The organism is Marinobacter bohaiensis (genome assembly GCF_003258515.1).
Classification (GTDB): domain Bacteria; phylum Pseudomonadota; class Gammaproteobacteria; order Pseudomonadales; family Oleiphilaceae; genus Marinobacter_A; species Marinobacter_A bohaiensis.
Genome location: NZ_QGEH01000003.1, coordinates 263,952 through 277,739 on the forward strand (window position 1 = coordinate 263,952; position 13,788 = coordinate 277,739).

The 13,788-nt window shown below is 63.7% G+C and carries 13 protein-coding genes; 7 read left to right on the top strand and 6 right to left on the bottom strand.

Translation table 11 applies throughout. From position 1 onward, the window contains the following. The first annotated feature begins 11 nt into the window (after positions 1–11). The 4 genes from DKK67_RS16025 (at position 12) to DKK67_RS16040 (ending at position 6,378) form a co-directional block, all read left to right on the top strand. Positions 12–1,538: a fatty acyl-CoA reductase gene (locus DKK67_RS16025; RefSeq protein WP_111497508.1), complete on the top strand. Its 1,527-nt coding sequence runs from the start codon at positions 12–14 to the stop codon at positions 1,536–1,538. A gap of 431 nt (positions 1,539–1,969) precedes the next feature. Next, positions 1,970–3,922, top strand: a complete 1,953-nt coding sequence (gene acs, locus DKK67_RS16030) for an acetate--CoA ligase (protein ID WP_111497509.1) — start codon at positions 1,970–1,972, stop codon at positions 3,920–3,922. A gap of 239 nt (positions 3,923–4,161) precedes the next feature. Next, positions 4,162–4,827, top strand: coding sequence for a LuxR C-terminal-related transcriptional regulator (locus DKK67_RS16035; protein ID WP_111497510.1), 666 nt, complete (start codon positions 4,162–4,164; stop codon positions 4,825–4,827). A 447-nt stretch (positions 4,828–5,274) separates the two neighbouring features. Beyond that, positions 5,275–6,378 (top strand): fatty acid desaturase family protein, encoded by a 1,104-nt coding sequence (locus DKK67_RS16040; RefSeq protein WP_111497511.1) that lies wholly within the window; start codon positions 5,275–5,277, stop codon positions 6,376–6,378. Here DKK67_RS16040 and DKK67_RS16045 read toward each other — a convergent pair. Both DKK67_RS16045 and DKK67_RS16050 read right to left on the bottom strand, forming a co-directional pair. After that, positions 6,364–7,101 (bottom strand): sulfite exporter TauE/SafE family protein, encoded by a 738-nt coding sequence (locus DKK67_RS16045; protein WP_111497512.1) that lies wholly within the window; start codon positions 7,099–7,101, stop codon positions 6,364–6,366. The genes DKK67_RS16040 and DKK67_RS16045 overlap by 15 nt on opposite strands. Beyond that, positions 7,098–7,664: a DUF1439 domain-containing protein gene (locus DKK67_RS16050; RefSeq protein ID WP_111497513.1), complete on the bottom strand. Its 567-nt coding sequence runs from the start codon at positions 7,662–7,664 to the stop codon at positions 7,098–7,100. Before DKK67_RS16050 ends, DKK67_RS16045 begins: the two co-directional genes overlap by 4 nt. Before the next feature lie 120 nt (positions 7,665–7,784). Here DKK67_RS16050 and DKK67_RS16055 point away from each other — a divergent pair, with 120 nt between their 5' ends. Further along, entirely contained in the window at positions 7,785–8,378 is a 594-nt protein-coding gene (locus tag DKK67_RS16055; protein WP_228160675.1) for an HAD family hydrolase, read from the top strand. Positions 8,379–8,388: 10 nt separating this feature from the next. Here DKK67_RS16055 and DKK67_RS16060 read toward each other — a convergent pair whose 3' ends face one another. Together DKK67_RS16060 and DKK67_RS16065 are read right to left on the bottom strand one after the other, a co-directional pair. Next, positions 8,389–8,574: a CPXCG motif-containing cysteine-rich protein gene (locus tag DKK67_RS16060; RefSeq protein ID WP_111497515.1), complete on the bottom strand. Its 186-nt coding sequence runs from the start codon at positions 8,572–8,574 to the stop codon at positions 8,389–8,391. A 45-nt stretch (positions 8,575–8,619) separates the two neighbouring features. Then, entirely contained in the window at positions 8,620–9,849 is a 1,230-nt protein-coding gene (locus DKK67_RS16065) for a pyridoxal phosphate-dependent aminotransferase (protein ID WP_111497516.1), read from the bottom strand. A gap of 328 nt (positions 9,850–10,177) precedes the next feature. Here DKK67_RS16065 and DKK67_RS16070 point away from each other — a divergent pair, with 328 nt between their 5' ends. After that, entirely contained in the window at positions 10,178–11,161 is a 984-nt protein-coding gene (locus tag DKK67_RS16070; RefSeq protein ID WP_111497517.1) for a D-2-hydroxyacid dehydrogenase, read from the top strand. Positions 11,162–11,188: 27 nt separating this feature from the next. Here DKK67_RS16070 and DKK67_RS16075 read toward each other — a convergent pair whose 3' ends face one another. Further along, a complete protein-coding gene (locus DKK67_RS16075) occupies positions 11,189–12,346 on the bottom strand; it encodes an isocitrate/isopropylmalate dehydrogenase family protein (protein ID WP_111497518.1) in 1,158 nt (385 codons plus the stop codon). Positions 12,347–12,507: 161 nt separating this feature from the next. On the opposite strand from DKK67_RS16075, the gene DKK67_RS16080 reads away from it, so the two are divergent. Continuing rightward, on the top strand, positions 12,508–12,864 hold the full coding sequence (locus DKK67_RS16080; RefSeq protein WP_111497519.1) for a hypothetical protein: 357 nt from the start codon (positions 12,508–12,510) through the stop codon (positions 12,862–12,864). A 24-nt stretch (positions 12,865–12,888) separates the two neighbouring features. Here DKK67_RS16080 and DKK67_RS16085 read toward each other — a convergent pair whose 3' ends face one another. Next, the gene (locus DKK67_RS16085; protein ID WP_111497520.1) at positions 12,889–13,782 is read right to left on the bottom strand and encodes a LysR family transcriptional regulator; all 894 of its coding nucleotides are present in this window, start codon (positions 13,780–13,782) and stop codon (positions 12,889–12,891) included. Between the last annotated feature and the right edge of the window lie 6 nt (positions 13,783–13,788).

Here is a 13,788-nt window from a genome sequence, read left to right on the forward strand (position 1 = left end):
GGAGTTTCGTCATGCCGTACACCGTTGAACCTAACGGTTCCCTCGTATTGAAAGCGATGCGGGGTAAGCATGTGCTGATTACGGGAACAACCGGCTTCCTGGGCAAAGTTGTACTGGAAAAGCTGATCCGGACAGTACCTGATATCGGAGGGATCCACCTGCTCATCCGCGGTAACCGTCGTTACCCGAACGCCGATGAGCGCTTTATGGGCGAGATCGCATCCTCGTCCGTGTTCGAGCGTCTGAAAATGGAAGATCCGGACGCCTTCGATCTGTTTATTGAAGAGAAAATCCACTGCGTGACCGGCGAGGTGACGTCGCCACGCTTCGGCCTGTCCGAAGAGGCGTTCCAGACCCTGGCGGGGCAACTGGACGTGGTCATCAATTCCGCCGCCAGCGTCAATTTCCGCGAGGAACTGGACAAGGCGCTGCAGATCAACGCGCAATGCCTGCATAACATCATCAACCTGTCCCGTGCCGGCGGCGACCTGCCGGTGGTCCAGGTGTCCACCTGCTACGTCAACGGCATGAATCCCGGCCAGGCCGGGGAGGCCGTGGTCAGCCCGGCTCGTGGTGGCATCGAGCAGGGGGCCGACGGCTACTTCGACGTGGACGGGCTGATCCATCTGCTCGAGGACAAGATCGCCGACGTCAAGGCACGCTACTCCGGCCAGACGCTGGAGAAGAAGCTGGTGGAGCTGGGGATTCGCGAAGCCAACCATTATGGCTGGAGCGATACCTACACCTTTACCAAGTGGATGGGCGAGCAGATTCTGGGGCGTGAGCTCCCGTCGTCCGCCCTGACCATCCTGCGTCCGTCCATTATCGAGAGTGCGCTGGAGGAACCGGCCCCGGGCTGGATCGAAGGGGTCAAGGTGGCGGATGCCATCATCCTCGCGTACGCCCGTGAAAAAGTGGTGCTTTTCCCCGGCAAGCGCAGCGGTGTTATCGACGTGATTCCCGTCGACCTGGTGGCCAACAGCATCATCCTTTCCGTCGCCGAGGCGATGTCGGAGAAGCCGAAGCACCGTGTTTACCAGTGCTGTAGTGGCTCCGGCAATCCCATCAGCCTGGGTGAGTTCATCGATCACCTGATGGACGAGGCGAAGGAGAACTACGCCGCCTACGACCGGCTCTTCTATCGCCAGCCACGGCGCCCGTTCATGGCCATCAACCGCAAGGTGTTCGGAGCGGCCATGTCCGGAGCTCGCCTGCCGCTTCAGGTGGCCAACCGGGCCCTCAAGCTGATGGGCAGCGAGCGTGAGCTGCGGGCGTTGCGCAACATCGACACCACGCTGTCGCTGGCCACGATCTTCGGCTTCTACACGGCGCCGGACTACGTGTTCCAGAACGACAAACTGCTGTCGCTGTCGGAGCGCATGGGAGAACTGGACCGCAACCTGTTCCCGGTGGACGCCCGTCGCATCGACTGGGCCACGTACCTGCGCAAGATTCACCTGGCCGGACTCAACAAGTACGCGCTGGGGGATCGCACCCTCTATCGCCTGCGCTCGCGCAAGCAACGCAAGGCCGCCTGATTCCGGGTGGTTTCCAAAGCCTGCTCCCCGGCTTCAGGCGGGGCGCAGGCCGTTTCTGTTTCAGCCTCTCTTCTTTTGCTGTCGCGCTTGGATCAGCGCGCCGGACAGCGCTATTCTGACAGCAGCGATGTTCCAGCGGGCCGGCGAGAAGGGCCGTTTCCAGGGCGTCCAAATGTCCAGCAATAATAGGACCTTAGTCTAATTCAATCCGGCTGTTGCTGCGTGTTGAACTACGGGAAGGATAGAAGGGCCTGTCTGGCGACGCGACACCCCCTGCTCCCGTCGCCCGCGGCCGGCCGGTCATCTCGACCGGCCCATGCCTCGCACAACTGAGTCGAACGCATTACCGGATCCGGGGCGCCGATTCGTGTGTTGAGAGTTCCACCGATTCCAATAACGATAAATCCGATCCATAGATCAAGGGGAGCACCATGACAGAACAACACAAAGAGCTATACCCAGTACCCGAGGCGTTCAAGAAGAACGCCCTGATCGACCGGGCCAGGTACGAGGCCATGTACGAACAGTCCGTCAAGGACCCGGAAGCCTTCTGGGGAGAGCATGGCAAACGGCTCGACTGGATCAAGCCCTACACCAAGGTCAAGAACACTACCTACGACTACGATAACCTGTCCATCAAGTGGTTCGAGGACGGCGAACTGAACGCCGCCGCCAACTGCCTCGACCGCCACCTGGAGACGCGCGGCGACGAAACCGCCATCGTCTTCGAGGGGGACGATCCGTCTGTCTCCCGAAACGTGACCTACCGCGAGCTGCACGCCGAAACCTGCAAGTTTGCCAACGTCCTGAAAACCCTGGGTGTGAGCAAGGGCGACGTGGTCACCATCTACATGCCCATGATCGTAGAGACCGCCGTCGCCATGCTGGCCTGTGCCCGTATCGGCGCCATCCACTCGGTGGTCTTCGGCGGCTTTTCGCCGGAAGCGCTGGCGGCGCGGATCCAGAATGGCAACTCCCGCTTCGTGATCACCGCGGATGAAGGTGTGCGCGGCGGCCGTACCATTCCGCTCAAGAAGAACGTCGACAAGGCCCTGGAAAGCGACAAGGTGCCGGATGTCGAGCGTGTTGTCGTTGTGACCCGCACCGGCTCCGAGGTGCCCTGGAACAACGACCGCGACGCCCGCTACGAGGACCTGATGAAAGGTGCTTCGGCGGACTGCCCGCCGGAGCCCATGAACGCCGAAGACCCGCTGTTCATGCTGTACACCTCCGGGTCCACCGGCGCGCCCAAGGGGGTGCTGCACACCACCGGCGGTTATCTGGTCTACGCGTCCATGACCCATGAGTACGTGTTCGACTACCAGGACGGCGACGTCTACTGGTGTACCGCCGACTTCGGCTGGATCACCGGCCACAGCTACATTCTCTATGGACCGCTGGCCAACGGCGCCAAGACTCTGCTGTTCGAGGGTGTGCCCAGTTATCCGGACGCCTCGCGCATCGGCCAGGTCTGCGACAAGCACAACGTCACCATTCTCTACACCGCGCCGACCGCCGTGCGGGCACTGATGGCCGAAGGCGATCACTGCATGGACGGCACCACCCGCGACAGTCTGCGCCTGTTGGGCTCGGTGGGTGAGCCGATCAACCCGGAAGCCTGGGAGTGGTACTACCGTGTGATCGGTAACGGCAAATGCCCGATCGTCGACACCTGGTGGCAGACCGAGACCGGCGGCATCCTGATCACGCCGCTGCCCGGTGCCACGGACCTCAAACCCGGTTCGGCGACGCTGCCGTTCTTCGGCGTGCAGCCGGCGGTGGTCGACAACGATGGCAACATCCTGGAAGGCAAGACCGAGGGCAACCTGGTGATCCTCGACAGCTGGCCCGGCCAGATGCGCACCATCTACGGCGATCACGAGCGCTTCAAGCAGACGTACTTCAGCACCTACAAGGGGCGCTACTTTACCGGTGACGGTGTGCGCCGCGACGAGGATGGCTATTACTGGATCACCGGCCGGGTGGACGACGTGCTGAACGTGTCCGGCCACCGCCTGGGTACGGCCGAAGTCGAAAGCGCTCTGGTGGCTCACGGTAAAGTGGCCGAAGCCGCTGTGGTGGGCTATCCCCACGACATCAAGGGGCAGGGGATCTATGTCTACGTCACCCTGGTGCAGGGGCAGGAGCCGACGGACGAGCTGCGCAAGGAGCTCATTCAGTGGGTGCGTCAGGAGATCGGTCCGATCGCCTCCCCGGACGTGATCCAGTGGGCGCCCGGTCTGCCCAAGACCCGCTCCGGCAAGATCATGCGCCGTATCCTGCGCAAGATCGCAGCCAACGAGCACGACCAGTTGGGAGATACCTCCACGCTGGCCGACCCGGGTGTGGTCGATGAGCTGATCGCACAGCGCGAGCTCAAGTGACCGGGCTCTGATATCAGGTAGCGGTGTGCTCCCTGATGTCGACTCACAAAGCCAGCGGATGCCTCGGGTGTCCGCTGGCTTTTTGCGTTTGATGGCGGGGTGGGTATGAGCGCCGTGCGTGCTATCATTCGCTAAACAGCTGCCTCGCGTCCAGGGCAGCATGAGTCGCGACGGACGGAAGGCGGGCCCTTGGGGTTCGCGTCCCACAGGTTGAGAGATTGAAGGAGGCCAATCGCCCGATGGTTCAGCAAATTATTATTGCCGATGATCACCCGCTTTTCCGCGCCGCACTGCGACAGGCTGTGTCCGAAGCCGTGCCGGATGCCGAGATGGTGGAGGTCGACAGTATCAAGACGCTTCAGGCCGCGGTGGAGGAGCATCCGGATGCGGACCTGGTTCTGCTGGACCTGAACATGCCTGGGGCGCACGGTTTCTCCGGCCTGGTGTTCATGCGTGGCCAGTACCCGGGCCTGCCGGTCATGGTGGTGTCCGGTTCCGAGGAGCTGCAGGTGATGCGCCGGTCCATCGACTACGGCGCTTCCGGCTTCATCCCCAAGTCTGCGCCGCTGCCGGAGATCACCGAAGCGATCCGCGATGTCCTGGACGGCGAGGTCTGGTTGCCGGCCGGTGTGGCCGAAAAACTGGAGCGCATGCAGGCGGACGTCACCGATTTCTCCGACAAGCTGGCATCCCTCACGCCCCAGCAGTTCCGCGTGCTGGGCATGCTGGCGGAAGGTCTGCTCAACAAGCAGATCGCCTACGATCTGGACGTGTCCGAGGCGACGGTCAAGGCGCACATCACCGCGGTCTTCCGCAAGCTGGGCGTGCGCAACCGCACCCAGGCGGTGATCGCGATCCAGCAGATGGAAATCGATCCGTCGGATACGTCGTTGTCCGGCAGCTGATCCGGAAATCGGCTCTACGAAAGCCGCCTCATTCGGGGCGGCTTTTCTGTTTCTGGCGGCGTTGATTCGGGTTGCCCTGTGAGCGACCCGGAAGCTAAAGCGCCCGCTACATTGTCCGCGTGGCTATCGGGATGTAAATTCCGAGAGCTGTCTTCCTATCCCGCATGTAGCCGAAACTTTAGTTTCGGAGGAGCCGCCAGGCTCCCACCCTACGCCTCGCTTCCCAATCAACCTTTCGTCATCCGGTTTTTACTGTTTATCTTATAAAAACGTACGCGTGTGCCTTTTTCTTGTCAGGTCTCGGAAAATAAGTATCTCGGTAAATATTTGATCCGGATCAGTTATAGGGCGATTTCATGAAAATGTGATGATTCAGTCATTGATCTGCCACACCGGCTCATGTAATTTCAGCTTACAAATGTACGCTGAAATTTCCGAGGTGCTCCCGTGAATGCGGCTGTAAAACCCGAATCCATCCCCGGCCAGAGCTTTGGCGAGCAGGACGAACGCGCCTTGCGCGATCGCATGCGCAAGGAACTGCCGGCCGATACGTTCAAGAGTGAAACCTGGCGGGTGATCTGGTTCCTGCCCCTGCAACTGGTGATCTGGGGTTGCCTGCTGACCATCCTGATGGCCGGTCTGCCCTGGTACGCCAATCTGGGACTGGGGCTGGTCATGGGCCATACCATTGGTTGCCAGGCGCTGCTGGCGCATGAGGTGCTGCACGGCGCGCTGGGCATGAGCCGGCGCTGGCAGAATTTCTTTGGCTGGCTGGGCTTCGGTCCGCTGATTGCGCCGCCGGAGTTCTGGCGCAAGTGGCACAACTCGATCCACCACGCCCACACCAACATGGGCGATACGGACCCGGACAGCTTCGGCACCCTGCGTCGCTACAAGGCGGACCCGAAGCAGAAGAAGTTTCCCAAGCTGGCGCCGGGATCCGGCACCTGGTACAGCCTCTTCTTCCTGACCTATTCGTTCTCCATGCACGCCCAGATCGTACTCTGGCTGCAGGCGAAGAAGCGTAAGCAGTTCAAGGGGTTCAACCGGCGCCTGGCGATCATCCAGTCCCTGCTGTGCGTGGCGGCCTGGCTGGTGCTGGCGGTGATTTCCGGTCCGCTGGCGCTCTTTACCGTGTTGATTCCGTTCATGGTGGCCAACGCGCTGGGGCAGGGCTATATCCTGACCAACCATTTCCTGCGCCCGCAGACGGAAACCAACAACCCGCTGGATAACTCCATGAGCCTGCGGACGAATCCGGTCCTCGATCGGCTGCACTTCCGCTTCAGCCACCACATCGAGCACCACTTCTTCCCGAAGATGCCGTCCACCAAGGCGCCGCGTCTGCGGGAATGGCTGGAAACGCATTATCCGGAGCGCTACGTGGCGCCCACCCATTGGCAGGCGATCAAGCTGCTCTACAAGACGCCGCGGGTGTACAAGACGCCCACGGTGCTGGTGGACCCGAACCGGCCCGAGCGCACCGTAGACCTGCTGCCGCTGCAGAAAGCCATGTGCGCGGCCACCTACAAGGGGTCAGCTACCGGTTAGGCCGCGGATGACCGCACCGATGCCGGCGACCGCCGCAATCCCCAGGATCAGCGGTCGCATGGCGCTGAACGGCAGCCGCCTGACCAGCGTCGCCGAGAGCAGGAAGCCCGCCACGACGCCGGGCAGGGTGAGGGCGAAAAGTTTCAGCTCCAGCCAGCCCAGGCGTCCGGCGAAGTACAGGGCGACAATGCTGGTGCAGCTGGCAAACAGGAAAAACGCTGACATATTGGCCCGCACCAGCGGGCCTTTTTCGTTCTGGTAGATCATGGCGATGGGCGGGCCGCCCACCGCCACTACCGTGCCCATATAGCCGCTCGCGGCGCCGGCGATAACGCTGTTGCGTGGGTTCAGCGCCGGCTTGAGTCCCGCCACGCTGAGCAGTACGCCGAACAGGATCAGCCCACCGAAGACCAGGTCAAAGGCCGCGCCAGTGATAACCGCCAGGGTCAGGCCGGCCAGCGTGGTTCCGACGACACTGCCGCCGATGGCGTAGCGAACCTCGCGAAAACGGATGCTGGCGCGATTGCGCAACAGCAGGAGAATCGCCAGGACCACGGCGTTCACCACCAGCGGTCCGGGCACGAACAGCGGGCTGACCAGGAACAGCAGCGGCGCCGACAGGGTGCCGATACCGTAACCGGCGACGCCCTGCAGGCAGGCGCCGGCGAGCAGGAACAGGTTGGCGAGAATCAGGTCGAGCAGGGTGAGGTCGGCGGGGATCATTCAGCGGGCACCAGCACCAGCCGGCCCGGGGCCACCTTCACGTCCACGGGCGCCATACCGATCATGCGCTCGGCGAAGCTGTCCTGGTTGAGCCGGTACACCGGCACCGTCTCCAGCCACTGGGCGACCAGGCGCATCACGTTATCGGTTACCGGCTTGAGATCGCCCTTGAACAGGCTGGATTCGACGGAGCTGTCCAGCAACTGCAGGCGGCGAATGAAGATCGCCTGCTGGTCCGCGTCGTAGACCGGCGCGCCCTCCAGTTTGAGCTTCAGGTCCACCGGCAGTTTGGTCATGAAAGCGTTCACAGCCACCTGGCCCTGGATGTCGAGCACCGCGACCTCGCGGCCATCCGGCCCGAGCGTGATATCCGCCTGGTCCAGTGATACGCTCAGGGGCGATCCCGCTTCCAGCTGTTGGCGGTCGAAGTCTGTCACCGCATCGTGCAGGTAGCCTTCCAGAGTGCTCTCGCTGACCGAGTAGGGCGACAGCGCGGCGCAGCCGGACAGTGTCATGAGAAAGGCGGCAACCGTCAGGAAGCGAGCCAGCGGGGGCAGGCGCATAGGGCGTACTCCGTTTCGAAGAACAGGAACGACCGCCACGGAAACGGGCGGCGGCCGGGAAGCCTTTCATCCTGCCCCATGGCGGCGGACCAGACAAGACGATACAAGCGAGGGGAAGCATTGGGGACACGACCGGCACCACGATTCGACGCGCTCGCCTTCGACCTGGATGGCACCCTGGTTGACTCGGGGCTGGACTTCGCCGCCCTCCGCCGCACCCTGGGGTTTCCCGAGGGCATCGGCCTGCTGGAGCACATCGCCACTCTCGACGACCCGGCGGCCGTCGACCACGCCCACCGTGTGATTCACCGGTTCGAGATGGAAGGCGCCCGGGGCGCGACCTGGATGCCGGGGGCGCGGGAACTCCTGGATCATCTGCGTGACGCGGGCGTGCCGGTGGCGATCCTCACCCGCAATAGCCGGGCCGCCGTGGCGGCCACCGACGCGGCGCTGTCGCTGGGTGTCGAGCTGATCCTGACCCGGGACGACGCACCGCCCAAGCCGGACCCGGCGGGCCTGCTGCACATTGCAGAAACCTTGGGTGTGGCCGCCGGTCGTATGGCCTACGTGGGGGATTTCATCGACGACCTGACCACGGCGCGGCGCGCGGGCATGGTCGCCGGCCTCTACCGCAATCATCGCAATTCCGGCTATGTCGATCAGGCGGATTTCGTGGTGCGGCACTTCGACGAGCTGCGCGCTCAACAGGCCTGAGCACTGCCGCTCAGTCGTTCTCGGCTTCCGCCTCCACCTGTAATTCATCATCGTCATCGAAGCGCACGTGGATCAGGATCGGCTGGCAGCAGACCTGGCAGTCTTCCACGTAGTCCTGCTCGCGCACGCTGGGGTCGACGCTGATCTCCAGCGTCTCCCAGCAATACGGGCATTGAATGTGTGCGGGTTCAAGCATGGTCGCGTGCGGGGCCGCGGGTCGCCCGAGGACGACCCGCCCCGATCAGAACTGCTGTTTGGCCATCCACGGAATGATCCGGTCGAAGGCTTCCTCAATGGTCTCCACCGGCGCCGAGAAACTGAAACGCAGGGCGTTGGCCGTGTGCTCCCCGAAGGCGTCTCCCGGCACCACACAGACCCCGGTTTCCTTCAGCATGCGCAGTGCCAGGTCTGAGCCGTCCACGTGCTTGGGCAGGTCCGGGAATATAAAGAAGGCGCCGCCCGGCTGATAGCCGGTCAGGTGAGGTGTCTGCGCCACCAGATCGACAATGCGGTCGCGCCGTTCCCGGTAGATGCCCACCATGTCGCGAATGCACTGCTGGTCACCGGTCAGCGCCGCGACGCCGGCGAACTGCGAGGGCGTGTTGGCCACCGACGTGGTGAACATGTGATAGCGCCGCAGCGACTTGATGGTGGCCTGGCTGGAGATCACCCAGCCCACGCGCAGACCCGCCATACTGAAGGTCTTGGAGAAGCTGCTGATGCACATGATGTTGTCCAGGTCGACGCTGCAGCGCAGCACGCTGGCGTACTCCTGGTCGTCCAGGATCAGGTGGTCGTAGACCTCGTCGCTGAAGATCTGGATGCCGCGGTAGGCGCATTCCTCGACGATCGTCTCGATGGTGCTGCGAGGGTAGACCGCGCCCGTCGGGTTGTTGGGCGAGTTCAGCACGACGGCAAAGGTGCGCTGCCCCATGGCGGCGATGACTTCGTCCGGATCCAGCTGGTGATTGTTCTCGATGCGCGTCGGGATGAACTTCACCTCGCCGCCGTTCATGCGGATCAGCGGTGCGTACAGCAGAAACGACGGATCGGTCACGATGAACTGCCGGCCCGGTGCGGCGGTGGCGGACAGGGCCAGGTACATGGCCTCGGTGGCGCCGGAGGTGATCAGGATGTTGTCCCGGGTCAGCTTGCGGTCGTAGCGCTTGCTGTAATAGTCGCGCAGGGCCACCAGCAGCTCGGGCAGGCCGGCATCCATGGTGTAGCCGGTCTGGCCGGCCTTGAGGGCGTCGATGTACGCGTCGATCACGTGTGGCGGCGTGGGCAGATCCGGTTGACCGATGGACAGGTGAATCACGTCCTTCATGCTCGCGGCCATATTCACCATGCGCCGGATGCCCGGCACCGGGATGGCCTGCATCGACGGATGCCAGCGGGCCTTGGTCTTACGGTACTTGATCTTGCGCGGTGCAGTGTCGCTGGCTTGGTTCAGCTGTGTTCCATCGGCCATAAACATCTCCTGCTGAAAAAACGGGAAGATGGAATGATGTGCCCGGTCCGCCGGGAACCGGACTCCGCAGTCGGCAACGCACTGGCAACCGGGTCAGGCAGCGCTGCCGGAAAGACGACCTACCACCGCAGATTAGTTTTTATAGGATGCCGGGGCAAGAGGTCTTGAGGCGGGTTTGTCCGCCGCATGACGCGCCTGGTTGACCCCGGCAAACACGCCGGACACACTCAGGGAAGACGAGCCGCTGGATGCGGCTCCGGGGCATGGTCCGGGCGGCGGTGTAATCTGCCCGGCCAGCGATTCTCTGTATCAATCGATGAGGCCGACGATGACATCTTCCGCAGACAAGCCGATTGTGACTGTCCTCACTGCTCCGGACGAAAAGGAGCCGCCGGGGCTGGATGCCTTGCGGCAGCGGGCGGAGGTGCGCTTTGCCTCCGACGAAGCCAGCCTGCGCGAGACGCTGCCCGGCACCCGGGTGATGATGGTGACCGATTTTCGCACCGAGGCCCTGGCTGCCGCCTGGCCCACGGCGGATAAGCTGGAGTGGATCCACGCCACCAGCGCGGGGGTGGATGCCCTGATGTTTCCCGCCCTGATCGACGGCGATGTGACCGTCACCAACGCCCAGGGCATTTTCGACCGCACCATCGCCGAGTACGTGCTCTGCTCAATCCTGATGTTCTGCAAGGATTTTCCCAACTCCATCCGGTTGCAGCAGGTGCATGAGTGGAAGCACCGTGAAACCGAGCGCGCCCAGGGGCAGCGATTGCTGGTGGTGGGAGCCGGTTCCATAGGGCGTCAGATTGCGCGGTTGGCAGCGGGCGTGGGTCTCAACGTGCACGGCACCGCTCGCACCGCCCGTCAGGACGACCCGGATTTCGAGGCTGTGCACAGCAACGACGCGCTGGTCGAACAATTGGGCCTGGCGGATTTCGTGGTGGTGGCGGCGCCGTTGACGCCGCAGACCCAGGGGCTTTTCGATCGCAAGGCGTTCCAGGCGATGAAGCGCAGCGCGCGCTTTATCAATATCGGCCGAGGCCCCATCGTGCGTACCGACGACCTGGTGGCGTCGCTGCAGGCGGGCGAGATTGCCGGCGCCTGTCTGGACGTGTTCGAGGAAGAGCCGCTGCCCCCGGAGCACCCGCTGTGGGACATGGGCAATGTGCTGACCACCGCGCATATGGCGGGGGATTTCATCGGCTGGCGCGCGGCGCTGACCGATCAGTTCCTGGATAATTTCGACCGCTGGCAGATGGGTGAAAGCCTGTTCAACCGGGTCGACAAAAAGCTGGGCTACGCTGCGAAGTAGGGCGGCGCAGCCCCATGAATCGCCGCATCAGGCCTGGATGCGGTTGCGCACCGCTTCACCAACAACCCGGGTGGGGCGGCGCTCACCGCCATTTTCAGCGAGGTCCGCCGCCATCGCCTCATAAAGCGCATCGGCGGCGGACTGCAGTTTGCCGTCACCGTCCCGGGCCAGCCACTGCAGCATCCGCGCGGTGGTGAACAGCATGGCGGTGGGGTCCGCCAGGCCCTGGCCGGCAATATCCGGTGCGCTGCCGTGGGTGGGCTCGAACATCGACGGCATCGTGGGATCGTCCGGGTTCAGGTTGCACGACGGCGCGACGCCCATGCCGCCGGACAGCACCGCCGCCAGATCGGTGAGAATGTCCCCCTGCAGATTGCTCGCCACCACCACATCGAACGCCCACGGGCACTGCACGAACTTCATGCAGGCGGCGTCCACCAGCTCGTGGTGGGTCGCCACGTCCGGGTATTCCGCCGCGATGGCCTCAAAAGCCTCGGTGTAGAGATCGCCCCAGTAGCGCAGGGCGTTGCGTTTGGTGATGATGCACACCTGGCTTTCGCAGGTGCGTCCGTCGAGGGTTTCAAACTGGCGCGTCTGGCCGGCTTCAGCCCGCGCCCTGGCCCTGGAGCGGGCCTGCTCGAAACCGTAACGGATGATGCGGTCGGTGGCGCGCCGGGTGAAGACTTCCATCTGGGTGGCGACTTCGTCCTCGGAACCCGGCCGCAAGCGGCCGCCCTGGGCCACGTACTCGCCTTCGCTGTTCTCGCGGATCACCAGCATGTCGATGTCTTTGGCGCGCTCGTCCGCCAGGTATTGCCGGGCACCGGGCAGCAGGCGCGCGGGGCGTTCGCACACCCACTGGTCGAAGCCCTTGCGCATCTGCAGCAGGGGCGCCAGGGAGATGCTGTCCGGCAACAGGTAGCGGTTCGGGTCTTTCAGCGGGCCGGGATCACCCAGCGCGCCCAGCAGGATGGCGTCGAAGGCGCGCAGCTGTTCCAGCGCGTCCTCCGGCATGATTTCGCCATGGGTCTTGTGCCACTGGTGAGACGGCCAGCCGAACACCTCCCAGTCCAGATCCAGTTGAAACCGGTCGCGCAGCAGCGTCAGGCACTCAATGGCCTGGTCGATGACTTCCGGTCCGATCCCGTCGCCGGGGGTGATCGCGATTCGATGGGGTGAGGTCATGGTGTTCCATCCTTGTTCCGTTGTTGGCGAGCGTGCTGTCGCAGCCGTGGGAAATGTCCCCCAGTGTAGCCTTGCTGAGGGCTGCTGTAAGGGGGGTGATTGCTCGGGTTGGCGTTTATAGCCTAAGCTTCGTTTTTCGCAGCTCAGGAGACGCTCGTCGGATGATCTATCGCGTTGTGGTTCTGGTTGTTGGCATCCTGCTGGTTGCTGCTCTATATGGCCTGATCTGGTGGCAGTCGCGGGCCTTCCTGCGTCGCCACGGTGTTGATGACCAACTGGCCGATCGTTCCACGGTGCTGGCGACCTGGACCTTCGCGGGCGTCGCGGTGGGGCTCGTGTTTGCCGTGTTCGGCGCCTTCGTACTGGGCCCCTGGGCCTTCTATCGGACCGCACGGGCCCATGACGTGCCGGTCTCCGACGGCGCCGCCGTGGGCTGGGGGTTCCTGATCGTGGTGATCAGCCTGGGACTGTCCGCCGGCGGTATGCTGGTGCTGCTGAACCTGGTCGGCGCCTTCTAGTGTTCCGGCGCTGCGTGGCCTCCGCTAGATAGCGGCCACCCGGTGCAACTGCTGCCGGAACCAGAGCAGCGCCGGTTCTTTCTCGTACGCCGAATGCCAGTAAAGGTGTACGTTCAGCGGCTGCATGTCGGTCGGCAGCGGCATCACCCGTACCTGCGCCTGCTGCTCGATCATTTGGGCGTAGGTTTCCGGCATGGTCACCAGCAGGTCGGTCTGCTCGGCGACGCGGCAGGCGGCGTAATAGTGCTGGCAACGCAGGGCGATGCGCCGGTGCACCCCGAGCCGCGACAGCTCGAAATCCTCGATGCCGGGCCCCTCGGTACGCGACGACACCAGCACGTGCCGGGCCGCCAGATACGCGTCCAGCGTCAATCCTCCCTCCAGGCCGGGGTAATGCCGGCCCGCCACGACCACCAGCCGGTCCCGTCGCAGCAGTTCGTGGGCCGTCTGGTTGCTCACCGGCAACAGCACATCCACCGCGAAATCGATCTTGCCCGAGGCCAGCTGCGTCTCCATTTCCCGCCGCGCGATGCGCTGGCTCACCACGTCCACCTCCGGATAGGCCTCCAGGTTGTGCATCAGCTGCGGCAGGAAGGTGGATTCCAGAATGTCCCTCAGGCCCAGCGAGAAGGTCTTGGGTTGGCGCGCAGGGTCGAAGGCGTGGAACTGGTTGACCGCGCTCTGGATCTGGGTCAGGCCCGGGCGCATGGACTCGGCGAAACGCCGGGCCAGCGGGGTGGGCACCATCTGGTTGCCCTGACGCGTGAACAGCGGGTCGCCAAAGTGTTCGCGCAGGCGCGACAGGGAATGGCTCACCGCCGGCTGGGTCAGGTGCAGGGCGCGGGCGGCGCGGGTCAGGCTGCCCTCCCGGTAGATGGTGTCGAAAACGTGCAGCAGGTTCAGGTCGAGTCGGCTCATAATAAG

Bases quoted from the DNA above. Each gene is read 5' to 3' on its own strand.
- DKK67_RS16085 (WP_111497520.1), bottom strand. From the start codon at position 13,782: ATGAGCCGACTCGACCTGAACCTGCTGCACGTTTTCGACACCATCTAC.
- DKK67_RS16080 (WP_111497519.1), top strand. From the start codon at position 12,508: ATGATCTATCGCGTTGTGGTTCTGGTTGTTGGCATCCTGCTGGTTGCT.
- DKK67_RS16075 (WP_111497518.1), bottom strand. From the start codon at position 12,346: ATGACCTCACCCCATCGAATCGCGATCACCCCCGGCGACGGGATCGGA.
- DKK67_RS16045 (WP_111497512.1), bottom strand. From the start codon at position 7,101: ATGATCCCCGCCGACCTCACCCTGCTCGACCTGATTCTCGCCAACCTG.
- DKK67_RS16035 (WP_111497510.1), top strand. From the start codon at position 4,162: ATGGTTCAGCAAATTATTATTGCCGATGATCACCCGCTTTTCCGCGCC.
- DKK67_RS16050 (WP_111497513.1), bottom strand. From the start codon at position 7,664: ATGCGCCTGCCCCCGCTGGCTCGCTTCCTGACGGTTGCCGCCTTTCTC.
- DKK67_RS16070 (WP_111497517.1), top strand. From the start codon at position 10,178: ATGACATCTTCCGCAGACAAGCCGATTGTGACTGTCCTCACTGCTCCG.
- DKK67_RS16025 (WP_111497508.1), top strand. From the start codon at position 12: ATGCCGTACACCGTTGAACCTAACGGTTCCCTCGTATTGAAAGCGATG.
- DKK67_RS16060 (WP_111497515.1), bottom strand. From the start codon at position 8,574: ATGCTTGAACCCGCACACATTCAATGCCCGTATTGCTGGGAGACGCTG.
- DKK67_RS16065 (WP_111497516.1), bottom strand. From the start codon at position 9,849: ATGGCCGATGGAACACAGCTGAACCAAGCCAGCGACACTGCACCGCGC.
- acs (WP_111497509.1), top strand. From the start codon at position 1,970: ATGACAGAACAACACAAAGAGCTATACCCAGTACCCGAGGCGTTCAAG.